24 protein-coding genes are annotated in these 25,193 nt (G+C 71.2%); 11 read left to right on the top strand and 13 right to left on the bottom strand.

The window, feature by feature from the left end:
- Positions 1-190: 190 nt before the first annotated feature.
- Positions 191-2,071, bottom strand: coding sequence for an aldehyde ferredoxin oxidoreductase family protein (locus C468_RS15235; protein ID WP_008849800.1), 1,881 nt, complete (start codon positions 2,069-2,071; stop codon positions 191-193).
- A 121-nt stretch (positions 2,072-2,192) separates the two neighbouring features.
- Between C468_RS15235 and yqeC the strand changes: the two genes are divergently transcribed.
- From yqeC to ptsP, 3 genes are read left to right on the top strand one after another with little or no spacing between them, the layout of a single operon-like run.
- The gene (gene yqeC / locus C468_RS15230) at positions 2,193-2,936 is read left to right on the top strand and encodes a selenium cofactor biosynthesis protein YqeC (protein WP_008849799.1); all 744 of its coding nucleotides are present in this window, start codon (positions 2,193-2,195) and stop codon (positions 2,934-2,936) included.
- Positions 2,937-2,991: 55 nt separating this feature from the next.
- Positions 2,992-3,282: an HPr family phosphocarrier protein gene (locus C468_RS15225; protein WP_008849798.1), complete on the top strand. Its 291-nt coding sequence runs from the start codon at positions 2,992-2,994 to the stop codon at positions 3,280-3,282.
- The gene (gene ptsP / locus C468_RS15220; RefSeq protein ID WP_008849797.1) at positions 3,279-4,997 is read left to right on the top strand and encodes a phosphoenolpyruvate--protein phosphotransferase; all 1,719 of its coding nucleotides are present in this window, start codon (positions 3,279-3,281) and stop codon (positions 4,995-4,997) included. Before C468_RS15225 ends, ptsP begins: the two co-directional genes overlap by 4 nt.
- A gap of 12 nt (positions 4,998-5,009) precedes the next feature.
- Here the strand turns inward: ptsP and dhaM are convergent, their stop codons facing one another.
- The 6 genes from dhaM to C468_RS15190 form a co-directional block, all read right to left on the bottom strand.
- Complete coding sequence (gene dhaM, locus C468_RS15215) at positions 5,010-5,390, bottom strand: dihydroxyacetone kinase phosphoryl donor subunit DhaM (RefSeq protein ID WP_008849796.1); 381 nt, start codon at positions 5,388-5,390, stop codon at positions 5,010-5,012.
- Complete coding sequence (dhaL, locus tag C468_RS15210; RefSeq protein ID WP_008849795.1) at positions 5,390-6,121, bottom strand: dihydroxyacetone kinase subunit DhaL; 732 nt, start codon at positions 6,119-6,121, stop codon at positions 5,390-5,392. The genes dhaM and dhaL overlap by 1 nt, the downstream gene beginning before the upstream one ends.
- Positions 6,118-7,116 (bottom strand): dihydroxyacetone kinase subunit DhaK, encoded by a 999-nt coding sequence (gene dhaK, locus C468_RS15205; RefSeq protein WP_008849794.1) that lies wholly within the window; start codon positions 7,114-7,116, stop codon positions 6,118-6,120. Before dhaK ends, dhaL begins: the two co-directional genes overlap by 4 nt.
- 135 nt (positions 7,117-7,251) lie before the next feature.
- Entirely contained in the window at positions 7,252-7,845 is a 594-nt protein-coding gene (locus tag C468_RS15200; RefSeq protein WP_008849793.1) for a DUF7109 family protein, read from the bottom strand.
- A 3-nt stretch (positions 7,846-7,848) separates the two neighbouring features.
- A complete protein-coding gene (locus tag C468_RS15195; protein ID WP_008849792.1) occupies positions 7,849-9,042 on the bottom strand; it encodes a glycosyltransferase-like protein in 1,194 nt (397 codons plus the stop codon).
- Positions 9,043-9,123: 81 nt separating this feature from the next.
- Positions 9,124-10,308, bottom strand: coding sequence for an MFS transporter (locus tag C468_RS15190; protein WP_008849791.1), 1,185 nt, complete (start codon positions 10,306-10,308; stop codon positions 9,124-9,126).
- Between the two features lie 182 nt (positions 10,309-10,490).
- On the opposite strand from C468_RS15190, the gene C468_RS18740 reads away from it, so the two are divergent.
- Positions 10,491-10,661: an HVO_0758 family zinc finger protein gene (locus tag C468_RS18740; RefSeq protein ID WP_008849790.1), complete on the top strand. Its 171-nt coding sequence runs from the start codon at positions 10,491-10,493 to the stop codon at positions 10,659-10,661.
- A gap of 95 nt (positions 10,662-10,756) precedes the next feature.
- Here the strand turns inward: C468_RS18740 and C468_RS15185 are convergent, their stop codons facing one another.
- Positions 10,757-11,869, bottom strand: coding sequence for an aldo/keto reductase (locus C468_RS15185; RefSeq protein ID WP_008849789.1), 1,113 nt, complete (start codon positions 11,867-11,869; stop codon positions 10,757-10,759).
- Positions 11,870-12,019: 150 nt separating this feature from the next.
- Between C468_RS15185 and dacZ the strand changes: the two genes are divergently transcribed.
- The 6 genes from dacZ to C468_RS15155 all read left to right on the top strand — a co-directional run bounded on the left by dacZ (position 12,020) and on the right by C468_RS15155 (position 19,248).
- Positions 12,020-12,829, top strand: a complete 810-nt coding sequence (dacZ, locus tag C468_RS15180; protein WP_008849788.1) for a diadenylate cyclase DacZ — start codon at positions 12,020-12,022, stop codon at positions 12,827-12,829.
- Positions 12,830-12,834: 5 nt separating this feature from the next.
- Entirely contained in the window at positions 12,835-13,623 is a 789-nt protein-coding gene (locus C468_RS15175; protein ID WP_008849787.1) for a mechanosensitive ion channel family protein, read from the top strand.
- A 97-nt stretch (positions 13,624-13,720) separates the two neighbouring features.
- Positions 13,721-14,389, top strand: coding sequence for a GNAT family N-acetyltransferase (locus tag C468_RS15170; protein WP_008849786.1), 669 nt, complete (start codon positions 13,721-13,723; stop codon positions 14,387-14,389).
- Positions 14,390-14,745: 356 nt separating this feature from the next.
- A complete protein-coding gene (locus tag C468_RS15165; RefSeq protein ID WP_008849785.1) occupies positions 14,746-17,160 on the top strand; it encodes a DEAD/DEAH box helicase in 2,415 nt (804 codons plus the stop codon).
- A 37-nt stretch (positions 17,161-17,197) separates the two neighbouring features.
- Positions 17,198-17,644 carry a phosphate-starvation-inducible PsiE family protein gene (locus C468_RS15160; protein ID WP_008849784.1) on the top strand — a complete coding sequence of 149 codons (447 nt, stop codon included), beginning with the start codon at positions 17,198-17,200 and terminating at the stop codon, positions 17,642-17,644.
- A gap of 71 nt (positions 17,645-17,715) precedes the next feature.
- On the top strand, positions 17,716-19,248 hold the full coding sequence (locus tag C468_RS15155; RefSeq protein WP_008849783.1) for a cryptochrome/photolyase family protein: 1,533 nt from the start codon (positions 17,716-17,718) through the stop codon (positions 19,246-19,248).
- 373 nt (positions 19,249-19,621) lie between these two features.
- On the opposite strand, the gene mvaD is transcribed toward C468_RS15155, so the two are convergent.
- The 4 genes from mvaD to C468_RS15135 form a co-directional block, all read right to left on the bottom strand.
- Positions 19,622-20,620, bottom strand: a complete 999-nt coding sequence (gene mvaD / locus C468_RS15150; RefSeq protein WP_008849782.1) for a phosphomevalonate decarboxylase MvaD — start codon at positions 20,618-20,620, stop codon at positions 19,622-19,624.
- 95 nt (positions 20,621-20,715) lie between these two features.
- Entirely contained in the window at positions 20,716-21,093 is a 378-nt protein-coding gene (locus C468_RS15145) for a DUF7475 family protein (protein ID WP_008849781.1), read from the bottom strand.
- A 206-nt stretch (positions 21,094-21,299) separates the two neighbouring features.
- Complete coding sequence (locus tag C468_RS15140; protein ID WP_008849780.1) at positions 21,300-22,301, bottom strand: cytochrome d ubiquinol oxidase subunit II; 1,002 nt, start codon at positions 22,299-22,301, stop codon at positions 21,300-21,302.
- Positions 22,294-23,742: a cytochrome ubiquinol oxidase subunit I gene (locus tag C468_RS15135; protein WP_008849779.1), complete on the bottom strand. Its 1,449-nt coding sequence runs from the start codon at positions 23,740-23,742 to the stop codon at positions 22,294-22,296. The genes C468_RS15140 and C468_RS15135 overlap by 8 nt, the downstream gene beginning before the upstream one ends.
- A 254-nt stretch (positions 23,743-23,996) precedes the next feature.
- Between C468_RS15135 and C468_RS15130 the strand changes: the two genes are divergently transcribed.
- A complete protein-coding gene (locus tag C468_RS15130; RefSeq protein WP_008849778.1) occupies positions 23,997-24,338 on the top strand; it encodes a 2Fe-2S iron-sulfur cluster-binding protein in 342 nt (113 codons plus the stop codon).
- A 254-nt stretch (positions 24,339-24,592) separates the two neighbouring features.
- Here C468_RS15130 and C468_RS15125 read toward each other — a convergent pair.
- On the bottom strand, positions 24,593-25,193 hold a 601-nt coding region (locus C468_RS15125; protein WP_008849777.1), incomplete at its 5' end, for an ABC transporter permease.

Raw genomic sequence — 25,193 nt, 5'->3', positions numbered from 1 at the left:
GCCGCAGTAGCCCGGCCCTGAATGGTGGGTTTGTCGACCCCGAAGGGCGTCCGGTAGGCGGGGCGCACAAGACGCCCCGTCGCGCCAACTGAGGGCGAAAACCACATCAAAGCCCCACCCTCAACGAGCGAGGCCGCAAGGCCGAGCGAAGTAGGGTGGGGTCGGTTACTCAGCGTCCGTTTTTCGTCGTTCAGTCGCCGTCGCCGTCAGCGGCACCGGAGTCCGGAACCGTTTCCGCCGACCCGACCGGCGTCGCCGCGTCGGGGAGGCCCCCGAGTCCGAGTCGGTCGAGCAGTTCGGCCGTCGGCCGCCCCTCGCGGTCCCAGCCGCGGTACGCGTAGTACCGGTCGAGGAGCTCCTCGAAGGCGGCGGGGTCGAGGCCGTCTCCGCCCGCCGCCTCGTCTCCCCCCTCGGTCCCGCGCGTCAGCGCCACCGGGAGCCCGTCGTCGCCGCGGTCGAACCCCTCTCGGAGGTTGAACAGGCGCGTGAGCGTCCACACGCGCTCACCGAGGAGCCGGAGGTTCGCCGGGTCGCGCTCGTCGCCGAGCGCGGCGAGCCACTCGGCGGCGGCCGCCGGCCCGAAGCTCTCGGCGAGGAAGTCGTCGCCGACGAGACACCACAGCGCCGCCCGCCGGTCCTGTTCGTCGGCGACGACGGCGGCGCGCTCGGCGGGCGTCCACCCGGGATCGGCCACCGCCTCGGTCTCGACGGGCCGGGCGCGCCGGTGGCAACCGCCTCGGTCGCCAGTCGCGAACGCCAGCGCCATCGTCGCCGCGCCGCGCGGGTCGTAGGAGGCGAGCTCCATCCCCTTCACGGTCGGCACGAGGTCGGTCCCGCCGAAGCGCTCCGCGGCGGCCGCCACCCCGTCCGCGAGCGCGTCGCCGAGGGGGGTCGAGCGCGCCGCGATCTCCTCGATGAGCGCCCGCGCCGCGGCCTCGTCACCGAACGAGAGCCCGCGGTCGACGCCGTGGTTGGCGGGGTCGACCAGCCCCGCGTCGGTCGCGCGGACCGCCCAGGCGACCGCGTTGCCGGCGGAGATCACGTCGATCCCGAGTCGGTCGCAGACGCCGCCGAGGGCCGCGACCGCGTCGAAGTCGTCGATCCCGAGCCCAGCGCCGAGCGCGATCGGGGTGCCGCCGCGCGGGACGGTCGCGTCGGGGGCGTCGTGGGCGTCAGCGTCGCCGTCCGAGCTCTCCCCGTCGTCCGCCGGCACCCGAAACCCACCCGGGACCGAGTCGTCGGAGCGCTCGCGCCCGGTCGCGCGCTCGCTCGCGGAGTCGACCCCCAGGGCGTCGGCGCCGTCGAAGCGGCGGGCCTGCCAGCCGCGGGTCGGGAGGACGCCGGTCTCGTCGCCGAAAGAGACCGTTTCCAGGGTGTCGCCCGCCGCGAGCCACCGCCCGGCGTCGCTGTCGGCGAACGCCGCCTCGGACCGGTCGCGGAGCGCCCGGAGCGCGTCGGGGGCCTCCGGCGGGGGGTCGCGAGCGACGACCGCCTTGAGCCCCTTCGCGCCCATCACGGCGCCCGCGCCGCCCCGGCCCGCGTGGTGGTCGCCGCCGTCGGAGGCGATGGTCGCGTACCGGACCCCCGCCTCGCCCGCCGGACCGACGCAGGCGACGGCGGCGTCCGGGAACCGCGCGTCGGTCTCGGCCGCGTCGAGTCCCCGGAGATCGCCCGCGGGCTCGATCGTGGCCTCACCGCCCCCGAGCGAGAGAACGACCGGCTCGTCGGCCGCGCCCTCGATCACGACCCCGAGGTGGTCACCGAGCGAGCCGGCGAGCCGGGCCGCGAACGACCCGCCGCCGTAGGAGTCGAGGAACGTCCCCGTGAGCGGAGACTTCGTCACCGCCGCGTAGCGCGGCTCGCCCGGGAGGTACCCGGTCAGCGGACCGACGAGGAACGCGAGCCTGTTCGCCGGCGACGCCGGGTCGACGCCCGGCTCCATCTCGTAGAGGTACCGCGCGCCGAGCCCCTTCCCCCCCACGTAGCGCGCGAGCCACCGCTCGGGGACCGGCTCGCTGCGCGCGCGCTCCGCGGAGAGGTCGACGCGGAGCATCCGGTCGGGGACGGTCACTGTGAGCGACCTCGCGGGCGAACGGGATTAAACCACACGCCGCCGCGAGTGCGCTTCCGGCGGTCGCGAAGGGGGTCTCCCACCGACGGCTTTTCGCCGGCGGGCGTTCCTACGAACGCACATGACCGACGTCGTCGACGCCCTCGACGCCGGCGCGGGGATGACCTGCCTCGTCGGCGCCGGCGGGAAGAAGACCACCCTGTACGCGCTCGCCGACCGGCTCGACCGGGCCGTGCTCACCGCGACGGTCCGGATCCCGATCTTCGACCGGGAGGTCGCCGCGGTGCGCGTCGCCGAGGACCCGATCGCCGCGCTCGCGGAGCCGGCGAACCGAGGGGCCGAGGACGCGTTCCCGCTCGGGCTGGTCCCGGAGCGCGAGCGCGACGACCGGTACCGCGGGTACGACCCCGCGGTCGTCGACGAGATCGGAGCCGCACACGACGGCCCGGTCCTCGTGAAGGCCGACGGGGCGAGGACGCGCCGTCTGAAGGCCCCGAACGAGCGCGAGCCGCAGGTCCCGGCGAGCGCGGACCGCGTGGTTCCGGTGGCGAGCGCCGGCGCGGTCGGCGAACCGCTCACGGCCGAGACGGTCCACCGACCGGAGCGCGTGGCGTCGATCGCGGACGCGGCGGTCGGCGACCCGATCACCCCGGAGCTGGTCGGTCGCGTCCTCGCACACGAGCGGGGTGGGTTAAAAGGGATCCCGGACGGAGCGACCCCGATTCCGCTGGTGAACGCCGTCGACGACGCCGACGACGAGGCGGCCGGGCGGGAGATCGCTCGGGTCGTCCACGAGCGCGCGGCCGTGCCGCGCGTCGTCCTCGCGCGGATGATCGAGGGCGAGATCGTCGCCGTCGTCGAGTGAGCGCGGCCGCTTCGCCGAACACACTTATAAGCCGACGCCGCTCCTAACCGACCCCATGGAACGTACCGTGTCGGTGGTGCCGGAGGCGGGCCTGCACGCGCGGCCGGCCTCGAAGCTGGTGCAGACGGCGAACCGGTTCGACGCCGACGTGTCGATCGGTCGCGCGGACGACGGCGACGAGGGGCTCGTCCGCGCCGACAGCATGCTCTCGGTGAGCGGGCTGAACGTCGGCCACGGCGAGTCGGTCCGCGTCGTCGCCGAGGGTGCGGAGGCGGCCGGCGCGCTCGACGCGGTCTGCGACCTGCTGACGAGCGCCGTCGAAGAAGACGGCGGTGACCCGACGTGAGGACCCTCACCGGCGTCGGGAGCACGCCGCTGTCGGGCGTCGGAACGGCGCGCTGGTACCGACCCGAGGCCGGCCTGACGCTCCCCGACCGCCCCGACCCGTCCGCCGTCGACGCCGTCGCGGAGCTGGCGCGGTTCGCCGACGCCCGCGACGCGGCCCGCGAGGCGATCCGGGACGCCCGCGACCGGGCGGCCGAGCGCGTCGGCGAGGAGGAGGCGGCGGTGTTCGAGGCCCACGAGCAGTTCCTCGACGACCCGGAGCTCGTCGATGACATCAAGGCGGCCATCGAGGACGGGACACCCGCCGAGCACGCCGTGCACGACCGGTTCGCGGCCGCGATCGACCAGTTCGAGGCGCTCGACGGTCAGATGGCCGAGCGCGCCGACGACCTGCGGGACGTGCGGGACCGGCTGCTTCGGGCACTTTTAAATATCGGAACAGACGCAGAAGCCGACGACGGCGCCGCGCTCGCCGACCTCGGCGACCTCCCGGCGGGGACCGTGCTGCTGGCCGAGCGGCTCACCCCGAGCGACACCGCGGAGCTGGACCCGGATGCGGTCGCCGGGATCGCGACCGTCGCGGGCGGGCGGACCGCCCACGCCGCGATCATCGCGCGGTCGCTGTCGATCCCGGCGGTCGTCGGGGTCGGCGAGCCGCTCCGCGAGGTCGAGGAGGGCGCCGACCTCCTCGTCGACGGGACCGACGGGCGGGTCGTCGTCGACCCCGACGCGGAGAGCCGGGCGGCCGCGGCGACCGACGCGGCGCCCCCGGTGACCGAGCGCGTCGCGACCGCCGACGGCCGACCGATCGAGGTGGCCGCGAACGTCGGGAGCGAGGCGGAGATCGCCCCCGCGGCCGAGCGCGGCGCCGACGGGATCGGGCTGTTCCGGACGGAGTTCCTCTTCTACGACCGCGAGGCGCCGCCGTCCGAGGAGGAGCAGTACGAGGCCGTGACGGCCGCGCTGTCGGCGTTCCCGGAGGACCGGGTCGTGGTCCGAACGCTCGATATCGGTGGCGACAAACAGGTGTCGTACCTCGATCTCCCGGACGAGTCGAACCCGTTTCTCGGCCGGCGGGGAATCCGGCTCTCGCTCGACGAGCACCGCGACCTGTTCGAGACGCAGCTGCGGGCGCTGCTGCGCGCGGCCGCGAGCGAGGGCGGCGAGGGGCTCGCCGTGATGTTCCCGCTCGTCTCCCGGCTCGAGGAGGTCGACGCGGCGGCGGAAGCGGTCGAGTCGGTCGCCGCCGAGCTCGCCGCGGAGGGCGTCGACCACGCGGTCCCCGAGCTTGGCGCGATGGTCGAGACGCCGGCCGCGGCATTCCTCGCCGACCGGCTCGCGGACCGGCTCGACTTCCTGAGCGTCGGGACGAACGACCTGACGCAGTACGTGATGGCGGCCGACCGCGAGAACGACGGCGTCGCCGCGTACCACGACCCGCTTCACCCGGCGGTGTTGCGCGCCATCGATCGCACCGCGTCCGCCGCCGCGGGGACCGACGCGTGGGTGGGGATGTGCGGCGAGATGGCCGGCGACCCGGCGCTCACGGAGCTGCTGGTCGGGCTCGGGCTCGACGAGCTCAGCATGAGCGCGGTGACCGTGCCGGCGGTGAAAAATCGGGTCCGCGAGATCGACTCGGCGGCCGCGCGCGACCTCGCCGAGGAGGCGCTCGCGTGCGAGACCCGCGCCAAGGTGCGGGAGCTGCTGGACGGATAGCTCCTCGCCGCCTCAGAGCTTCTCCATGCCCCGCGCCGCCTCGGCCTGTTCGCGGACCGAGTCCAGCGTGGCGGACGGGTCGGTCGCGGCGACGGCCGCGTTGACCGCGCCCTCCAGCACGGGCGCGTCGGCGATGACGGCCTCGGCGTCGCTCAGCTCGACCGCCACGTCGGCGTTCATCACCGCGCTCCCGAGGTCGACGAGGACGACGACCCCGTCGCCGTCGTCCGCGGCGTCGATGGCGTCACCGATCGCGTCCGGGACCGTGCCGATCCCGCCCTGGCCGTCGCCGCCGACGGGCTCGAGCCGGGTGTCGCCGGCCATCTCCGCGGCGACCTCGACGATCCCCTCGGCGGCTCGCTCGCTGTGCGAGACGACGACGAGCCCGACCATCAGTCGTCCTCCGGGTCGGGCGCGGTCGCGTCCGCCGCCTCTTCGCCCTCGTCAGGGATCGTCGGCGAGGTCGCGTCGACGTCGGGGATCTCGGCGTCCAGTCGGTCGGCGGCGACCGCGAGCAGCTCCTCGAGGATGTACAGCACGCTCGTCGCGCCGGGGTCCTGGTGGCCCACCGAGCGCCAGCCGAGGTAGGAGGCCCGGCCCTTCTTCGCACGGATCGGGACCGTGAACGCGACGCCGCGCTCGGCCGCGTCGACCGCCTTCGCGAGCGCTTCGAGCGGCGGGCGGTCGTCGGTCTCGATCGACTTCTTGAACGTGTGGACCGCCGGGGTGAGCGCGTCGACCACCGTCTGGTCGCCCACGCGGGCGTCGCCGCGGTCCTCGACCTTCTCCAGGTAGGTCTCCGCGAACGCGACCGCGCTCTCGGGCGTGACCCCGCCGTCGAGCTCCGCGCTCGCGAACACGAGCGAGCCGCCGAACAGCGGACCGGAGGCCCCGCCGACCTCGGCCATGAGCGTCTTCCCGACCGTCTTGCAGACGGTCTGCGCGTCGGGTTCGTCGAGGTCGCGGGCGGCGTCGGCGGCGGCGGCCCACCCGCGGGCCATGTTCCCGCCGTGGTCCGCGTCGCCGATGGCGGAGTCGAGCTCGGTGAGGTAGGACCGCTCGTCCTCGATGCGCTCGGCGACCGCCTCGACGGCCGCGACGACGGCGGCGCCGTCGTCCGTCATGTCGTCGTCAGCGCCGGGGTGTCGGCCGGCGCGCCGAGCAGCTCCTTCAGCTCGTCGTCGACGGCGCAGACGGTGATCGACGCGCCCATCATGTCGAGCGAGGTCATGTAGTCGCCGACCCACGCGTCCCACGTCTCCAGGTCGTGCTCGCCGAGCAGCTCCTGGAGCCGACGGTTGACGACGAACAGCTCCATCTGCGGCGTCCCGCCCATCCCGTTGACGACCGTGAGCACCTCCTGTCCGGGGTCGAGGTCGAGGTCGTCGAGGACCGTCTCCGTCAGCGCGTCGGTGATCTCGTCGGCGCTCATCAGCTCCGTGCGCTCGGTGCCCGGCTCGCCGTGGATCCCGATCCCCAGTTCGATCTCGTCGTCGCCCAGGTCGAACGTCGGCTCGCCCTTCTCGGGGGTGACGCAGGAGGTGAGCGCGGTGCCCATCGTCCCCACGTTGTCGATGACCTTCTCCGCGACGCGCTTCACCTCCGAGAGGTCGGCGCCCTGCGCGGCCTTCGCGCCCGCGGCCTTGTGGACGAGGATCGTGCCGCAGACGCCGCGGCGTCCGGAGGTGTACAGCGAGTCCTCCACGGCCACGTCGTCGTTGACCACGACGCTCTCGACCTCGACGCCCTCCATCTCGGCGAGCTCGATGGCGGTCTCGAAGTTCATCACGTCGCCCTCGTAGTTCTTGATGATCGCGAGCACGCCGTCGCCCGCGTCGCAGGCGCCGATGAGCGCCTCGAACTCGTCGGCGGTCGGCGAGGAGAACACGTCGCCCGCGGCCGCGCCGTCTAACATTCCGTCCCCGATGTAGCCGGCGTGGGTCGGCTCGTGGCCGCTCCCGCCGCCCGTCACGAGCGCGACTTTCCCGTCTACCGGCGCGTCGTCGCGCACCACCACCTGCGTGTCGGGGAGCCGTCGGAGCCGGTCCGGGTACGCCGCGGTCATCCCGTCCAGCATCTCGTCCACGACGTCGTCCGGGTCGTTGATCAGCTTCTTCATAATCAACGTCAATGACACTCGCTGCGCCATTAAAGATATGCCCCGGGCGTGGCGGCCGCCGGCGAGGCGGTTCGGCACCGACGGGGCATGGCGGCCGCCGGCGAGGCGGTTCGGCACCGACGGGGCGTCGCGGGGTCAGCCGTCTAACTCGTCCACGATCCGCTCGCGTATGTCCCCGGCGTCGACCGGCGCCCACGCCTCGATGTCGTAGGTCACGTCGGCGAGCACTTCCAGCCGCTCCGCGTCGCCCGCCCCGATCGCGGCGACCGCGTCTCGGGAGAGCCGCTCTCGCACCGCCTCCGAGAGCGTCTCCCGGTCCACGTCGCGCTCGGGCACGTCGAGGATGTGCGGGAGGTCCTCTGCGTCCGCCGGCAGCGAGGGAAACGCGGCGGGGCCGACGGCGAGCGCGACCGCGTCGGCGTCGGCTCCGTCCGCGGGCTCCGCCACCGCTTCCGGCGCGCTCTCCGCTTCCGGCGCGCTCCCCGTTCCCGCCTCCGAGAGCGCCGCGGGCGGCGCCGGGACGAGCGCGTACTCCGCGACCGCGACGTCGATGGCGGCGGCGATGGCCTCGTCGTCGGCCTCGGCGCGCTGCTTATAAGCGAGCTCCGAGAGCGCCCGCGACAGCTCGGCGCGGGTGAGCCACTCGAACAGGTCGACGACCCCGGCGAGGTCGTCGCGGGCGGCGACGCTGGCTGCGCCGTCTCCGGGCCCGCTGGCTCCGTCGCCCATTGCTCAGTCCTCCCCCGGCTCGGCGTCGGCGTTCGGGTCCGCGGGGCGCCGCCGGTCGGTCTCGGGCGATTTCCGGCTCGGACTCCCCGAGCGCTCCTCCCGCGCCGCCGCGAGGTCCGCCCGCGCCGCGTCGGCGACTTCCGCAGGCGTGACCGGCGCGTCGCGCCACGCCGGCAGGCGGGTGTCCGCCTCCGGCTCGCCGAGGGCGTCGGCGTACGTCGCGACCTGCTCGCGCTCGGCCGCGCGGTCGTAGTCGAGGCCGTTGAACGCGGCGTCGGTCTCGTAGCCGCGGATCAACCCGTCGGCCGCCTCGCGGTAGCGGTCGGCGAGCGCGTCGTACTCGACCGCGACGTCGCCGTCCTCGACCGCGCGCAGGGTCGCTTCGCCGACCGCCCGGCTCATGTCGGCGAGCCCGGTCGGGCCGTCGACGGAGCGGTGGTCGTGCTCGTAGCGACCGAGGTCGACCTGCGCGCTGCCCGCGAAGCCGGCGTGCGCGAACGCCTCGCCGAGCGTCCCGACTTCCAGGCCCCAGCCCCGCTGGACCCGGAGCCGCGAGACGAGGTCGGTCGTCGCCGCGAACTCGCCGGCGAGCGCGTAGCGGAACGCGTCGAGGTACTCTACGATTCCGGGCTCGCGGCGTTCGGTGGCGTCCGCGAGCGCGCGGACCAGCGGCCGGAAGAACAGCCGGAACAGTCGGCCGTACAGCGAGCCGTCCTCGACGCGGGCGTAGTACCCCTTCGAGAAGTCGTGGCCGTGCGCGAGCGGGAACAGCAGCCGGCTGACGAACTCGGGCGTGTACGTCTTCGTGTCGGCGTCGTGGACGACGACGAACTCCTCCTCCAAGGCGCGTCCGAGGCCCAGCCACACGTCTCGGCCCTTCCCGCGCCCCCCGTCGAGTCCGCGGTCGGCGAGCAGGTCGGTGAGCCGCGGTCCGCCGCACCACAGGGTCTCCACCTCCACGTCGAACCCGTCGAGCCAGTCGGCGAAGGGACCGACGCGCTCGGCGGAGGCGCGGAGGGGCACGACGACGCGGGCGGGGTCGACCGTCTCCAGCGCCGTCAGGACCCGGTCGGCCGCGAGCGTCCCGTACTCGCGCTCCGTCATCGGCACGACGACCGCGGCCCGACCGGTCGGGGCGTCCGGTTGGTGGTCGGTCAACGCGTGCAGGGTGGTCACGCGCTCTTGGACGTACTCCATTTGTTCGTTTCACGGGCGCGAGGCCCTAAACAGGTGCGATACCCGTACTCTCGTGCCGGTCGACTCGCGAACGGGACTCGGTCAGGCCGCGCCCTCCGCGCCCGCCGCGCCGCCGGGAACGCGCCCAGCCGACTCCAGCGCGGCGTACGTGACGACGACGAGCGCGAGCCCCCCCGAAAGCGAGAGGAACACCGCGTCGTAGCTGGCGCCGGCCTCGATCGCCTCGCCGACGACCCACGAGCCGGCCGCCTGCGTCGTCATCATTCCAGCCGAGAAGACGGCGTACGCAGACGCCCGCGACTCGTCCGGCAGCGACGCGAGCAGGTAGGTGTCGCCCGCGGGGAACAGCATGTGGATGGCGAACCCGACGACGATGCTGGCGGCGACGACCGCGATCAGGCCGGAGGAGACCACCACGAGGACGACGCCGACGATGAACACGGACACGATTCCGAGCAGGTACGGCACGTGGGGGAGGCGGTCGGCGAGGTCGCCGGAGACGAGGAAGGCGGGAACGCCCGCGGCGAAGATCACCGTCAGCAGGTTCCGAGCCGTCCCTTCGGGGATCCCTTTGTCGATCATGTACAGCTCGTAGAAGTTGAACAGCCCCTGCCAGACGAAGCTCGTGAGGCCCATCAGCACGACGCCGGCGAAGATTAGCTCCCACTCCGAGAGCGCGCCGGCGACGAAGTCCGTGTCGCCCGCGCCGGCGTCCGGGAGGTCCGTCCGGCGGGCGAGGGCGACGAAGACGGCGGTGGAGGCGGCCGCGGCCAGCGCGAGCCCGTAGAAGGCGAGCCGCCAGTCGTACCAGAGCGCGACCGTGACGACCGGCGCGGCGGCGACGGCGGCGAGCTGGCTCGCCATCCCGTGGACGCCCATCACGCGCCCGACGCGGGTCGGGAACAGCTCCGCGATGAACGGGTTGGCGGCGACGAAGTAGACGCCGGATGCCAGGCCGATCGCGAACGCGGCGGTCATCAGCGTCGGGACGCCGGGCGCCAGCGCGACGCCGAGCGCGCCGACCGTCAGCATCGCTCCGGAGACGAGGACCACGAACTGCCGGGAGAAGCGCGTCAGCGCCCAGCCCGCCGGAAGTCGCGGGGCCGCCGAGCCGAGCCACGCGAGCGTGACGATGAGCCCTGCCGTCCCCTCGCCGATCGCGAACTCGACGATGAACTCCCCCACGAGGGGTGCGAACACGACCCGCGCGAAGTTGACGAGGAAGACGATCGCACACAGCGATCCGAACAGCCGACTCCGTGACACGGGCGACGTACTCGACGGCGGGAGACAAGGGTTGCGAAAGCGACGCGGTCGACCCGCGGGGCGTCTCCGTCGGCGTCCGACCACCGGCGTCCCCGTCGGCGGCCGACCGTGGACGCCCGACCACCGGCGTCCGACCGGCGTCGTACGGGGTTTTTATACCGTCACGCGTTCAACCCCGGAGTATGAAATCGACGCGGAAGGGACTTCGCGACGGCGACCTGTTCAAGGACACCTACGAGCGGCTGAACTGCGCCGACTGCGAGAAGGTCCTAAAAAAGCAGAACGACCCGGACGAGGTGTTCTCCGTCCGCGTCTGTCCGGAGTGCGAGGCCACGTTTAAAGAGCTGCGCTGAGCGTCGCTCGGCTCCCGCCGCACCGTCGTCGAGATCGACCGTCCACGGGTCCTCGCTGCTCCGCCGCTTTCGCTTTTCCTCTCCGGTTCGTCGCTCTACTCGAACACCGCGTCGAACGCGGACGCGCCCAGGGGATCGAACGTCCCGGCGGCGACGTTCTCGCGGAGATGGCCGAGGTCGCTCGTGCCGACGAGCGAGGAGGTGACGCCGGGCGCGCTCCGCGCGAAGTTGAGCGCGCGCTGGGCCGCGGTCTCCCCCGCGAGCGTCGCGTCGACGTCGGCCGGAATCGCGCCCTCGACGGCGAGGTCGCCCTGCCCGATGCTCGCGCTCGTCACCACGGAGAGCCCGGCCTCGTGGGCGAGTTCCAGCGCGGAGACCGGGTCCGCGTCGGCGTCGCCCCCCGGCAAGCGCTGGTTCGCCCGAGTGAACGCGTCGGCCATCGCGACGTTGAACGGGAGCTGGATCGCCTCGAACCCGTGGTCGTCGCCGGGACCGACCGCCTCGCCGGCGGCCTGGGCCCGCGCGAGGACCTCCGCGAGCGAGAGGTAGCGCTCGTCGCCCTCGGCGACGCGGAACGCGTCCCACGTCGCGACGCCGTAGGCCCCCACGTCGCCCGCCGCGCGCCGGCGCTCGAGGCGTTCGAAGGCGGCCTCCAACTGGTCGTACACCGCCTCGCGGGAGCGCGTCGCCAGCTGCGTCTCCGGGTTGTGGACGTAGAAGCAGTCGACGGCGTCGAGGCCGAGCCGGTCCAGCGAGCGGTCGAGCGACCACTCTATGTAGTCGGGCGCGATCGCGTGCGCCCCGCTCGCGAGGTCGTCGGGCGCGACGATCCCGGGCTCGACGAAGCGCTCGCGGACGAACGCGGCGGGGTCCTCGGGACGCTCGCCGTCGAACGGGAGGAAGCCGCCCTTCGTCGCCACGACGACCGCGTCGCGGTCGATCGAGGACTCGCGGACCGCCTCGCCCACGACGCGCTCGGCGCGCCCGCACCGGTAGTTGACGGCCGTGTCGACGTGGTTCACGCCCGAGCGGAGCGCGAGGGCGATCGCCTCGCGGGAGGCGTCGTCGACGGCGGGAGTGGGTTCGCCGAGATAGGTGCCGATCCCGACGCTGGAGACGACGCCCGGGCCGAACCGGCGGAAGTAGGTGCGCCCGAAGGCGTCGCCGAACTCGTCGCGGTAGTCCCAGAGGGCCTCGCGGGTCGCCATATGCGTCCGAGTAGTCGGCTGGCAGATAAAAGTCGCGCGGCGCCGCCCCGTCGAACGCGGGACCGCAGTCGTTTCGCTCGCGGAGAACGTGTCAGACGCGCGCGCGACGCCGACGCAACGACTATACGTCGTCCGAGAGACCGTGGACCAATGGCCTCGCTCACCGACCACCTGTCCGATCTCGTCGAGGACGCCGACGCCGTGTTGCTGTTCTCCCCGACCAGCTCGTTCCACGATCGGTTCGAGGACGGCGACACGGAGATCGTCGTCGTCGCGCCGGACAACGACGTCGACGCCGAGGTGTTCGTCGAGCTTCCCCTCCCGTTCGACAACGTGAAAGACCGGATCCGGTTCGGGATCGAGGGCGCGATGGACGCCGACCTCGTCTCCGAGGGCGACGAGGTGGTCTGCATCGCGTCCGTGTTCGACGGCGGGTCTGACGCGGTGATCCGGGTGACCGTCGACCAGACGGTCCACACCGGCATCTACGACCTGTTCGTCAACTCCCGGGCGGAGCCGAGCGTGATCCGCGACGTGTTCGAGGTCGCGATCGAGCTCGGGCAGAAGGGGCAGAAGGGGAAGCCGGTTGGCGCGCTGTTCGTCGTCGGCGACGCGGGCAAGGTGATGAACAAGTCCCGTCCGCTGTCGTACAACCCCTTCGAGAAGTCGCACGTCCACGTCGGCGACCCCATCGTCAACGTGATGTTGAAGGAGTTCTCGCGGCTCGACGGCGCCTTCGTCGTCTCCGACTCGGGGAAGATCGTCTCGGCGTACCGCTACCTCGAACCCGGGGCGGAGGGCGTCGACATCCCGAAGGGGCTCGGCGCCCGGCACATGGCGGGCGGGGCGATCACCCGCGACACGAACGCGACCGCGATCGTCCTCTCCGAGTCGGACGGGCTCGTGCGGGCGTTTAAGGCGGGAGAACTCGTCTTGGAGATCGATCCGGAGGAGTACTGATCCCGATGTCCGCGGTTCAGACATCCCTCTCCGAGTTCGTCACGTCGGTCCCCGACCGGTTCTGGCTCGCGCTGTTCGTGCTGCTGTTCGGGCTGGTGGCGGCGTACGTCGTCGGCGTGATCAACCGCCGGCTGCTGACCCGCGCGGGCGTGCCGGACGTGATCGAAGGGACGGCCTTCGAGCGGACCGCCCGCGAGTTCGACACCTCGACGGTACGGATCTTGGCGAAGCTGTCGAGCTACTTCATCCTCGCCGTCGCCGTTATCGTCGCCATGACCGTCGCGGACGTGAACTACCTCGAACGCTTCTGGTCCGGGGTCGCCGCGTTCCTCCCGCGGCTGTTCGTCGCCGTCGTCGTCCTCATCGTCGGGGTCGTCGTCGGCGACAAGGCGGAGTTGCTGGTCACCGAGCGGCTCCGCGGGATCAAGCTCCCCGAGCTCGGCGTGTTGCCGCCGCTCGTGAAGTACAGCGTCGTGTACGTCGCCGCCCTCGTCGCGCTCGGACAGGTCGGCGTGCAGACGCTGGCGCTGGTCGTGCTGTTGGGGGCGTTCGCGCTCGCGGTCGTGCTGTTCGCCGCGCTGGCGACGAAGGACCTCGTCGCCAGCGCGGCCGCCGGCGTCTTCCTCCTGCTCCGGCAGCCGTACGGGATCGGCGACGAGGTGCGCGTCGCCGGCGAGCGCGGCATCGTCCAGGAGGTCGACCTGTTCGTCACCCGCATCGAGGCCGACGGCGAGGAGCACGTGGTGCCGAACCACTCGGTGTTCCGCGACGGGATCGTGCTGATTCGGGAGTGACGGTCGGCTCGAACGCCCCGTCACGGTCCCGCCGCCCGTTCCCACGCCGTGGGACCAGCTATCACGATATAACCCGCTGGGCGACCGACGGTCACCTATGAGCCACGACGCCACCGCCGCCTGCGACGGTTGGGACGGCAGCGAGTGCGAAGGAACGGTCCACTGTCCGCCGCGCTGTCCGCGCTTCGTGGACAAGGAGGGGGGCCGGTGGACGATCCGCCCCGCGGTCCGCGAGGACGCCGGGGCCCTCGCGGAGATGTACGAGTGCTTCGGAACGGCGGACCGCGCGCAGGGGCTCCCGCCGGTGACCCGGAGCCGCCGGGCCGACTGGCTCGAGTCGATGCTCGAGGAGGGGAGCAACGTCGTCGCCGAGCGCGACGGCGAGCTGTTCGGTCACGCCATGTACACGCCGACCGACGCGGCCCGCCCCGAGCTCGCGGTGTTCGTCCACCCCGACATGCAGGGCCGCGGCGTGGGGACGGAGCTCTGCCGACACGTCATCGCCGACGCCGCCGCCGGCGGGCGCGAGGGCCTCGAACTCCACGTCGAGAGCGGGAACCGGGTCGCCCGGAGCGTCTACCGAACGGTCGGCTTCGAGCTCGCCGACCGCAGGGGCGACCTCCGGATGACGCTCGACCTCGACGACCCCATCGCGACCGAGGTCCGCTGGCCGCCGGTCGTCCGCGAGGGGTCGGCCGAGCCGATCTCGCGGGAGCCGACTCCACCGGAGTTCGACGGGGCGCGGGTCGCCGGCGCCGGCGACTAAGGGGAGTCAGCGCTGGCGAAGGTTTCGGGCCGTGATCGATAGCGGGAGTACGTCTCTCAATCTGGTTGACCGGTCATTTATAAGCGATCGTCGCTATCGCTCAGTGCCATTTAAATACTGAATCACCACAATCGATCTGCAACACTCACTCCCGTCATCGATCGGGATCCACACGCACGAGGGTCCACGCGTCGACGGGTGGCTGTTTCAGACCGACGGTCGCCCGAAACGGGGCCTCGACGGAAACCGGTTGTCGGGTCGCGTTCGGTCGGACGGGGCTCGCCCCCGGTGGCTCACCCTCCGGCGGCGCCCCGACCGCAACGATTAGGCCCGACCGACCCCACGATACCGTAGCCGTGGAGGACGCCATCGAGTGGCTGCGGGACCGACCGTTCTACGAGGGACAGATCGCGGAGCACCGCCGCCTGCCGGCCCGCGCGCCGTCGTATCGCGACGTCGACCTCGCGCCCCGGATGGCCGACGCGCTCGCGAAGGACGGGATCGACCGGCTCTACCGCCACCAGGCCGAGGCGATCGCTGCGGTCCGCGACGGCGACGATGTCGTGCTCGCGACCGAGACCGCGAGCGGGAAGTCGCTGGCGTACACCGTGCCCGCCTTCGAGGCCGCGATGGACCACGGGGGGCGGACCCTCTACGTCGGCCCCCAGAACGCGCTGATCGCGGACCAGGAGGAGGGCCTGAGCGACCTCGCTCACGGCCTCGGCTTCGGCAGCGGCGTCGCCGTCGACTCGTACACGGGGCGGCTCTCGCGGTCGGAGAAGCGCGACGTGCGCGACCGGCAGCCGACCGTGTTGTTGTCGAACCCGGACATGCTCCACTACGCGCTGTTGCCGTACGCGGGGCGCCTCTGGGAGTGGTTCTTCTCGTCGCTGGAGTACGTCGTGATCGACGAGGTCCACAGCTACCGCGGCGTGTTCGGCTCGCAGGTCGCCATGACGCTGCGCCGGCTCGCCCGGACCTGCGAGCGGTTCGGGTCGAGCCCGCAGTTCGTCTGCTGTTCGGCGACGATCAACAACCCCGTCGAACACGTCGCCACCGTGACCGGCCGCGACCCGGAGGGGATCGCCTTGGTCGACGAGGACGCCTCGGGCCGAGGGCCGCGCGACTGGGTGCTGTGGAACCCGCCGGAGTACGACGACGACTGGCGGGAGCGCGGCAGCGGCCGCCGCAAGTCGAGCCACGCGGAGAGCAAGCGGCTCTTCGTCGACCTCGTCACCGCGGGCGCCCAGACGCTGGCGTTCACGCGGGCCAGACAGACCGCGGAGCAGTACGCGACCGACAGCGCGAGCGACCTCCGGGAGCGGGGCGAGCGCGACCTCGCGGGGAGGGTGGGCGCGTACCAGGCCGCGCTGAACGACGACCGACGCCGCGAGATCGAGGCCGACCTCCACGCCGGCGACCTCCGGGGCGTCTGGTCGACGAGCGCCCTCGAACTCGGCGTCGACGTGGGCGGGCTCGACGCCGTCATCCTCGACGGCTACCCAGGCACGCGCATGTCGGCGTACCAGCGCGCGGGGCGGGCGGGCCGCGGCGACGACCCCGCGCTCGTGGTGATGGTCGGCGGCGAGGACCAGCTCGACCAGTACCTGATGCGCAACCCGACCGACTTCTTCGAGGCGCCGCCGGAGGACGCGATCTGCGACCCCGAGAACGCTCAGCTACTCCCGGGCCACGTCGCCTGCGCGGCCGACGAGAGCTGGCTCTCGCCCGCCGACGAACGGTTCTTCGGCGAGCCGTTCCCCGGTGTCGTCGCGGACCTGACCGACGAGGGGACCCTGCGTCGGCGGGAGGTCGCCGACGGGACCCGGTGGACTCACGCCGGCTCGTCGAGTCCGCAGCAGTCGGTGAGCCTGCGGACCGCCGGCGACCGCGAGGTCGACCTGATCGACTCGTCCCGGAACGAGACGATCGCCTCGCTCGGCTTCGGCGACGCGCTCCGAGACGCGCATCCCGGCGCGATCTACCACCAGCAGGGCCGGACCTACGAGGTCGCGACCCTCGATATCGACCGCGACGTGGCCGAGCTGCGGTCATCGTGGGCCGACTACTACACGCAGCCGCTCACCGAGAAGGACATCGTCGTGAACGCCGACCTCGGCGAGCGCGAGCTGTCGGCCCGCCCGGACGTGCCGGTCCGGTTCGCGGACGTGACGGTGACGGAGCGGATTACGGGGTTCGTCCGGAAGGACGCCAAGACCGGCGATTCGCTCGGCGAGTCGACGCTCGACCTCCCCGAGACGACGCTGCGGACGAAGGCGCTGTACTTCCCGGTCCCGGGAGACGTCGAGTCCGAGATGCGGGCACTCGGGGGCCGCGACGGAACCGGCGGCGACACGGCGGGAGCGGACGACGGAGCGCCCGCGTTCGACGGCGGAGAGAGCCTTTCGGGCGGCGAACACGCTTTCAACGGCGGGATCCACGCGGCCGAACACGGCATCATCTCGCTGTTCCCCTTCCACCTGCTCTGTGACCGCGCCGACGTGGGCGGGATCTCGACGCCGTATCACCCGCACACCGACGCGCCCGCGGTGTTCGTGTACGACGGCCACCCCGGCGGCGTCGGGCTCACGCGGCGGGGCCACGAGCGGATCGAGGAGCTGATGGCCCGCACGGCCCGCCTGATCGACACCTGCGACTGCGAGGGCGGCTGTCCCGCCTGCGTCCAGTCACCCCACTGCGGCAACGCCAACGAGCCGCTCGCGAAGGCTCCGGCGGTCCACCTGCTTGAGGCGCTGTCCGAGGGACGGTAGGCACAAGCGACTTGCCTCCGCCGGCCGAGGTGACCGCATGGCGTTCGACCTCGACGACGCGACGAAGCCGGCCGCGGTGACGATGGAGTGGCTGGTGCTCGGCGCCGCGTACTTCCTTCTCATACTCTTCCTCATCGGCGTGTTCGACCTGTTCTTATCCCTGTACCTGCTTCTCATTGCCGGCAATTTCACGGACCCGAACGAAGTGGTCGGGCTCCTCGACAGCGTGCTCCTCCTCCTGATCATCGTCGAGGTCCACCGGACCCTGCTGGCGTACGCCAAGGGCGAGCCCGTGCTCCGGATCGTCGTCAGCGCGTCGATCATCGCTATCGCCCGACGCGCGATCAGCTTCAGACTGGAGGATTACGGCACGGGGCAAGAGACGCTTTTCGCGGCGCTCGCGATCGCCGTGCTGGTCCTCGCGCTCGTTATCGGCTACTTCCTCCTCGACCGTGTGAGCGTTCCGGGTCGCCCGGAGCTGTGAGGCGGGGGAGTCAGAAGGCGTGAGGCGAAAGCCGCCGGTGGTTTCACGTTGGTCGCACCCGTGGCGATACCATGGAACTGTTCTGGCACCGACGGGACCTCAGACTGGCCGACAACGTCGGGCTGGCCGCCGCCGCCGACCGCGACGAGGTCGCCGCCGCGTTCGTCTTCGACCCGGACGTGCTCGACCACGCGAGCGACGTGCGAGTCCGCCGACTGCTCGACGGGCTCGCGGCGCTGCGGGCCGAGTACCGCGACCGCGGGAGCGACCTCCTCGTTGCCCGCGGCGACCCCGAGGTCGTCCTCCCCGAACTGGCCGCCGCCCTCGACGCCGAGCGCGTGGTCTGGAACCGTGACTACTCCGGGCTCGCTCGCGAGCGCGACGCCGCGGTCCGGACGGCGCTCAACGGGGCCGGCGTCGACCGTGAGGCGCACCACGACGCGGTGTTGCACACTCCGGACTCGATCCGGACGAACGCGGGGGATCCGTACTCGGTGTACACCTACTACTGGAGGAAGTGGACCGACCGCGAGACAGACGAGCCGGCACCGACGCCCGAGGCGGGCGACCTCGTCGACGCGGAGGCGTTGACGGCGGCAGTCGGTGGCGCCGACGGACCGCTGGCTGACGGCGGCGTCGAGGCCAGCGGCATCGCCGTCGGCGACCTGCCCGCGCCCGCGGACCTTGGCTTTGCGGAGCCGGACGCGGACGCTGGGCCGGCCGGCACCGAGGCGGCTCGCGAGCGGCTCGACGCGTTCCTCTCGGAGGCGGTGTTCTCGTACGACGCGGAGCGCGACTACCCGGCCCGCGGGGCGACCTCCAGGATGTCGGCCTTCCTGAAATACGGCGAGATCGGGGTGCGCGAGGTGTACGAGGCCACCGAGCGCGCGATGGCCGCGGCGGAGGAGCGGACCGGGGAGGGCGGCGAGGCGGGGGACGGCGGCGGCGACGGCGACGACGAGGGTCCCGTCGCCGCTGTCGAGGAGTACCAGCAGCAGCTCGCGTGGCGGGAGTTCTACACGCAGGTCTTGTACCACAATCCGGAGGTCGTGACGGACGACTACAAGGAGTACGAGGAGGGGATCGTGTGGCGCGACGACCCCGACGAGATCGCGGCGTGGAAGCGCGGCGAGACGGGGTACCCGATCGTCGACGCCGGGATGCGCCAGCTCCGCGCGGAGGCGTTCATGCACAACCGCGTGCGGATGATCGTCGCCTCCTTCCTCACGAAGGACCTGCTCGCGGACTGGCGCCACGGCTACGACCACTTCCGCGAGAAGCTCGCCGACCACGACACCGCCAACGACAACGGCGGCTGGCAGTGGGCGGCTTCGACGGGGACCGACGCGCAGCCCTACTTCCGGATCTTCAACCCGATGACGCAGGGCGAGCGGTACGACCCCGACGCCGAGTACATCACGGAGTACGTCCCCGAGCTCCGGGGGCTCGACGCCGACCTGATCCACGAGTGGCACGAGCTGTCGCCGACCCAGCGCGCGAACGCAGCGCCGGAGTACCCCGCGCCGATCGTCGACCACTCGAAGCGGCGCGAGGAGGCGTTAGCGATGTACAAGCGGGCGCGTGGCGAAGACCCGGACGGATAAATGAAAGTTGAGAGTCGTGTTGTCGTTCGGATGACGATGTACGCCGTCGCTGCGACAACGACCACCTCCAAAGCCCCAGCCGCGACGGCTCGCGCGCCTTGTTGCGCGTCTCGCTCAGTCGCTGTCGCTCCTTCGCTGCGGTGCTTACTGCGGCGTGCTTCGCCCTCGCGGCTGCCCCTTTGAGTCCCGCCCCGCACAGCACCGCACCTCACGCCTCCCCAGCCTCGCCGCTCACGCCCTGCGGGCGTTCGCGGCGTCCCTCGCGCGTGCGGTCGCCGGACTACGTCCGGCTGCCAGAGGGACCTTCGGTCCCTTGCTGTTCGCGCCGCGATGCGACGCTCACCGGCACGCGCCGCCGCACCGCGGTTTCTACTTAAAAGAGCGCCTCGCTCTCGTCGAGGACGCGCGCCGGACCGCCGACCTCCCAGACGTCGGTGTCAATGCCGATCTCGGCGATACGGCTCTCGACCTCGTCGACGTGGTCGGCCAGCGTGTTCACGTACACCGAGGCGCCGGTGTCCGTCGAGAAGTAGACGGGGACGCCCGCCTCGCGCAGTTCGCGGACCGCGTTGAACACCTCGATCGTCTCGGGCTGCCAGTACACCCAGCCCGCGGGGCCGGTCATCGTGGTGGCCGTCAGCGACAGCGAGTCGTGCTCGGCGGTCTCGAAGATCCGATCGAAGTCGCCCGCGCGGAGCGCGTCGGTCATCTCGACGAGCTGGTCCTGCACGTGAGCGGTCCGCGCCTGCATCATGTGGCTCGCGGCGGCCTCGCGGTGCGCCTCCTCCGTCTCTTTATAAGCGGGGACGTGCGCGGCGACGATGCGGAGGTCCTCCTCCGGGTCGAAGCCGTCCTCGCTCACGCCCACGTCGAGCCGGTACGAGCGGCAGTCCTCGTCGTTGAGCCCGGCGTCGAGCCGCGAGTACGCCCCCGTCACCGAGCGGGCCGCGGAGGAGGAGCCGCGGCGGGCGACGGTGGAGACCTCGGGGAGGGACAGATCGAGCCCGGCCGCCTCGGTGAGCGCGAGCGCGGCGGCCGCGAACCCGGACGACGAGGAGCCGAAGCCGATGTTCGACGGGAAGGAGTTCTCGCTCTCCAGCCGGACGGCGGCGTCGACGCCGGCCAGCTCGCGGACGTGGTCGACGACCATGTCGATGCGCTCGGCCGCGCGGCCGTCCACGTCCTCGCCGCCGATGACGTAGGTGTCCTCGCTCGCGTCGGGCTGCCACTCGACGGTCGTCGTCGTCGCGGTCGGGGCGGTGCAGAGGCTGATGCTGTCGTGGTACGGGAGCCGGAGCTGCTCGTCGCGCATCCCGTGGTACTTGACGAGCCCCTGGATCGGGTGGGCTCGCGCGGTGGCCTTCTCGGTCATACCTCGGGAAGCGTTCGGCGGGGGATTAGTCGTTGCGATGCACGGGACGGGGAGGCACGGCGGAGACCGGGAGCGCGACGTCGGTGTCGCCCCGGTCAGTCCGCCGCCGTCGCCGAGGCGTCGACCGGTGCGGACCGCGCGTTCAGGTAGAGGTACCCCAACACCAGGATCAAGACGACTTGAGTCGCCTTGTCGACGTAATCGACGACGCCGTACTCCGACTTCGCCACGAGCCAGATCGGGATCTGGACGGCCGTGTACGGCACCCCGATCAGGTACAGCAGTCGCCGTCGGTAGCCGACGAAGAACAACACGAGCGCGCCGGCGTAGCCGAAGCCCGCGAGCGCAACGGGGATCCGCCCCTCGACGAAGCCGGCGTACACGTGGAGGACGCCGGTGACGACGACCAGCGAAACGGCCAACCACTGGACGCTGGTGAGCGATCCGTTCTTCTCTACCGAATTATCTTGCATTGATATATCAATACTACGTTGTGGTAGGCGGCACATAAGTGCTACTGTTGAAGCACTTTAGAACCGATTGGTTGTTTATAACGGCGTAAGAACGGTATTTCGCTCTAGAATAGCATCGCTTTATCTACATACACTATTGTTAATAGTGTACACTATATTTCACGAGAACCGAAGGCGAACTCGCGGTGGACCCGGCGATTCGGCGTTCAGCTTCCGTACCCCTCCACGTCAATCGGACCGCTGAACACGCGATACAGGTACGTGAAGTACCCGAGTACCAGGAGCAGCACGGGGAGTCCGAGGACCGTCACGAGGTTCAGCGCCAGCGGCGAAACGACCGCCGCTCTGAGCGTCAGCCCGGTGGGCGGGTACACCGTCGGGTACAGCAGGAGCGCGATGAGCGTTGTTAACAGCGCCGGAAGCGCCAGCGCGCTCGCCAGCCACGCGCGGTACGCGCCGCGTCTGGCGAGCGTGATCCCGCCAACCCCTGCAATCACCGACGAGCCCACCACCGCGACCGCGGGCAGCGAACGGACGGTGTCGGCGGCGCCGCCCGCGTCGGTCAGTACCACGGTCGTTAGCAGGGCGACGACGCCGCCGAGGTAGGCGAGCGTGGCGCCGATCCCGTACGGTCGCAGGTCCGACGCCAGCGCCGGGTCGCCCTTGGCGGCGAGGAACGCGGCCCCCGTGACGACCGAGACCGCGACCAAGCCGACGCCGGTGAGCAGCGCCGGGAGCGACAGCGTCGCCGCGTCGAACACCCACCGACCGGCGAGCGTCCCGAACAGCAGCGGCGCGGAGAAGCTGCCGCCGATGAACGAGTAGTCGCAGTACCGTTTCCACCGCTCGTCGCTGCGTTGTTCGCGCAGTTCCGGGCCGAGCCCGCGGAACAGCAGCGCGAGCACGAATCCGATCGCGAGCAGGTAGTGGTCCGCCAGCAGCCGCGAGTACACCCGCGGGAACGCCGCCAGCAGCATCGTTCCGAAGGCGACCAGCCACACCTCGTTGGCGTCCCACACCGGACCGAACGCAGAAAGGAGCGTCTCCCGCTCGTGTTCGGTGTTCCGAGTCGCGTACAGTAGGCCGATTCCGAAGTCGAACCCGTCGAGGACGAGGTACATCCCCAGCGCGAACATGACGACGCCGAACCAGATCTCCGGTAGCGACGCGACGAGATACGCGTCGACGGGGATCACCGACTCAGTCATCGTCGCTCACCCCCGGCAGCGGACCGTACCAGCGATCGCCGCTCGGCGGCTCCCGGCCCAGCGTCCGCAGCTCCTCCCTGATCAGCCACTTCAGGACGTAGAGGGCCGTCGCCACCAGCCCGACGTAGACGACGACGAACCCGATCAGCGTCAGCGTCGCCTCGGTGCCGGTCAGCGTGGAGGAGACCGCCTCGGAGGTCCGGAGTTCGCCCTGGATCACCCACGGTTGGCGGCCGATCTCGGTGACGTACCACCCAGTCAGCAGGGCGGCGTAGCCGAGCGGTGACGCCGCTATCATCGCCCTCAGATACCGATCGCTGTCAGACAGCCGGCCGCGGAACGCGAGGTAGCCGCCCCACAGCGCCAGCCCGATGAACAGGAAGCCGAGCCCGACCATCACGCGGAACGACCAGAACACGAGCGCCACGGGCGGGTTCTCCTCGTACTCGTTCAAGCCGATCACCTCCGCGTCGAAGTCGCCCCCGCTGGCGAGGAACGACCCGAAATTCGGGAGGCTCACGGTAAAGAGGTTCTCGGCGCGGGGATCGGTGATCGCGTCCGGGCTCGTCGGAATCGCGAACAGGTGTAAGTCGGCTTGCCCCGTCTCGTAGTGGCCCTCCATGGCCGCGAACTTCTGCGGCTGGGTGTCCTCGACGTGCCGGGCGTACGCGTCGCCGTGGACGGCCTGCAGCGGCGCGGAGACGAGCAGGATAACCACCGCCAACCTCAGCGCGGTGTTCCACGCCTCCGCGTCGCGCCGCTTCCAGACGATGTACGCGGAGACGCCGGCGACCAGGAGGGCGACCGAGATGACGGACGCGTTGACCATGTGGACGTACATCCAGGTCATCCGCGGGGTGAAAAACGCGGCAATCGGGTCGGTGAGCCTCGCGACCTCCATCCCGTTGCGGGAGATCATCTCGTACCCCCGCGGCGTCTGCATCCAGGCGTTGACGACGAGGATCCAGAACCCCGACAGCCACGCCCCGAAGCCGACGAGCGCGGACGACAGCACGTAGGTCCGGTCGCCCACGCGGTCACGCCCGTACAGCAACACGCCCAGAAACACCGCTTCGAGGAAGAACGCCATCTTCGCTTCGAAGGCCAGCGGACCGCCGATCAGCTCGCCGGCCACCTCCGAGAACTGCGGGAAGTTCGTCCCGAACTGGAAGCTCATCGGAATTCCGGTGACCGTTCCCATGACGAAGCCGGCGGCGAACACCTTCACCCAGAACGAGCGCAGACGCGCGAACCGCTCCTCGTCGGTTCGCACGTCCTTGTACGTGAAGTAGACGATAAACGGCGCGAGGCCGATCGAGAGCGACGCGAAGATGATGTGGACGGAAATCGTCCACCCGAACTGTGCACGGCTCGCGAGTTCTGGGGAGAGGGCTACCGCCCAACCCGGGTCTACAGCACCGATCAGCGCGGTCGGGTTCATACGTCCTATAGTTGTCCGAGCCGACGGAAGAGGCCTACCGCTGTTCCCTTTTTCGAGTACCGTACTACGGCAATTTATGGTCGTGACGCCGTAGTTTGTGTACCGTTCGCCCAACACCGCGCGGCCCGTGACGCGGCTTCGCGGCGGTGCGACGACGCGTCCACCCGGCCGTGCTCGATCCTCCCGTTCCGTCCCCGCGTCGCCGACGGGATCGAGGGGAACCCTTTTTGACTGGTCGGCCGGTACTCCGCGCTATGACCGAGTACACCGTCGAGTTCGTCGGCACCGGCGAGACGATCGAGGTGGCCGACACGGAGACGATCCTCAGCTGCTGTGTCGACGAGGGGATCGCGCAGGAGTACTCCTGCCGCGTCGGGATGTGCCTCGCCTGCTCCGCGGAGATCGTCGAGGGAGACGTGACCCAGCCGGCGGCCCGCGGGCTCACCGACGAGGAGGCCGAGGAGTACGCGCTCACCTGCATGGCACGGCCGCAGTCCGACCTGAAGCTCGATCGGGGCAAGTACCCGCCGAGCATCGAGGACGCCGCCGCGACGGACGTGGGTGGGGAAGACGGCGCAGCGGCCGACGACGACTGAGACGTACTGTGCGGAGGAGGCGTTCTTTGTAGGTGAACTGTAGTTCGTCGCGGATTGGTCGATCGTTTATAAGGTACTCTTACTAGATCTGCGGTGAAGACCTCCAAAGCCCCAGCCGGAAGGCGCGAAGCGCCTCTGGAAGCCGGCGGCGTTGCCGCCGGCGACTGCCCCTTTGAGTCCCCCCGACCGCACCGCACAGCCTCACGCCTCCCCAGCCTCGTCGGCCGCTTCGTTCATTCATAAGTGATCGTCGCTCACGTCTCGAACCCGTTCTCCGCGACGAGCGTTCGGACGCCGACGTACGCGACCGCGGCGATGCCGACGTAGGCGACCACCAGCGCGGTAGTCGTCGCGTCGGCGCTGTCGATCGCGAGCCGCGCGACCGCGTTCGCGGGGCCGCCGGCCATCGCCGTGGCGCCGCCGAAAAGGACGAGCACGCCGATCGAGTAGAGGAACTGCGCCGCGCGTCGGTCGGGCGCCAGCGCGGCGATCGCGAGCGCGAGCGCGACGACGAGGGCGGTGAGCGCGGTCATCAGGACGAGGATCGAGGGGACGTTGGCGACCGGCGTCCCGTTCACGCGGAGGAGGAGGAGCCAGAGGAGCGCCTGTCCGGGGGCGATCGCGACCGCCGCCAGCGCCTTCCCGTCGACGATCTCCCCGAGCGTGACGGGCGCGACGCGCAGCAGCTCGAAGGTCCCCTCGTCGACCTCCTCGGTGATCGAGTCGACCACGAGCGACCCGGAGATGAAGACGGGGAGAAAGACGAGCACGGGTATCAACACGGTGTAGGTGAACGTGAAGTACGGGCTCGTGCCGGTGCGCTCGGGCAGCTGTCTCTTATACACATCTCTGATG

This window comes from Halorubrum kocurii JCM 14978 (assembly GCF_000337355.1).
GTDB lineage: Archaea > Halobacteriota > Halobacteria > Halobacteriales > Haloferacaceae > Halorubrum > Halorubrum kocurii.
This window is presented reverse-complemented; position numbering and strand designations above follow the sequence as displayed.

Excerpts from the sequence above, each read along its gene's own strand:
- yqeC (WP_008849799.1), top strand. The coding sequence starts at position 2,193 with ATGACCGACGTCGTCGACGCCCTCGACGCCGGCGCGGGGATGACCTGC.
- C468_RS15225 (WP_008849798.1), top strand. The coding sequence starts at position 2,992 with ATGGAACGTACCGTGTCGGTGGTGCCGGAGGCGGGCCTGCACGCGCGG.
- dhaM (WP_008849796.1), bottom strand. The coding sequence starts at position 5,390 with ATGGTCGGGCTCGTCGTCGTCTCGCACAGCGAGCGAGCCGCCGAGGGG.
- dhaL (WP_008849795.1), bottom strand. The coding sequence starts at position 6,121 with ATGACGGACGACGGCGCCGCCGTCGTCGCGGCCGTCGAGGCGGTCGCC.
- dhaK (WP_008849794.1), bottom strand. The coding sequence starts at position 7,116 with ATGAAGAAGCTGATCAACGACCCGGACGACGTCGTGGACGAGATGCTG.
- C468_RS15200 (WP_008849793.1), bottom strand. The coding sequence starts at position 7,845 with ATGGGCGACGGAGCCAGCGGGCCCGGAGACGGCGCAGCCAGCGTCGCC.
- C468_RS15195 (WP_008849792.1), bottom strand. The coding sequence starts at position 9,042 with ATGGAGTACGTCCAAGAGCGCGTGACCACCCTGCACGCGTTGACCGAC.
- C468_RS18740 (WP_008849790.1), top strand. The coding sequence starts at position 10,491 with ATGAAATCGACGCGGAAGGGACTTCGCGACGGCGACCTGTTCAAGGAC.
- C468_RS15185 (WP_008849789.1), bottom strand. The coding sequence starts at position 11,869 with ATGGCGACCCGCGAGGCCCTCTGGGACTACCGCGACGAGTTCGGCGAC.
- dacZ (WP_008849788.1), top strand. The coding sequence starts at position 12,020 with ATGGCCTCGCTCACCGACCACCTGTCCGATCTCGTCGAGGACGCCGAC.
- C468_RS15175 (WP_008849787.1), top strand. The coding sequence starts at position 12,835 with ATGTCCGCGGTTCAGACATCCCTCTCCGAGTTCGTCACGTCGGTCCCC.
- C468_RS15170 (WP_008849786.1), top strand. The coding sequence starts at position 13,721 with ATGAGCCACGACGCCACCGCCGCCTGCGACGGTTGGGACGGCAGCGAG.
- C468_RS15160 (WP_008849784.1), top strand. The coding sequence starts at position 17,198 with ATGGCGTTCGACCTCGACGACGCGACGAAGCCGGCCGCGGTGACGATG.
- C468_RS15155 (WP_008849783.1), top strand. The coding sequence starts at position 17,716 with ATGGAACTGTTCTGGCACCGACGGGACCTCAGACTGGCCGACAACGTC.
- mvaD (WP_008849782.1), bottom strand. The coding sequence starts at position 20,620 with ATGACCGAGAAGGCCACCGCGCGAGCCCACCCGATCCAGGGGCTCGTC.
- C468_RS15145 (WP_008849781.1), bottom strand. The coding sequence starts at position 21,093 with ATGCAAGATAATTCGGTAGAGAAGAACGGATCGCTCACCAGCGTCCAG.
- C468_RS15140 (WP_008849780.1), bottom strand. The coding sequence starts at position 22,301 with ATGACTGAGTCGGTGATCCCCGTCGACGCGTATCTCGTCGCGTCGCTA.
- C468_RS15135 (WP_008849779.1), bottom strand. The coding sequence starts at position 23,742 with ATGAACCCGACCGCGCTGATCGGTGCTGTAGACCCGGGTTGGGCGGTA.
- C468_RS15130 (WP_008849778.1), top strand. The coding sequence starts at position 23,997 with ATGACCGAGTACACCGTCGAGTTCGTCGGCACCGGCGAGACGATCGAG.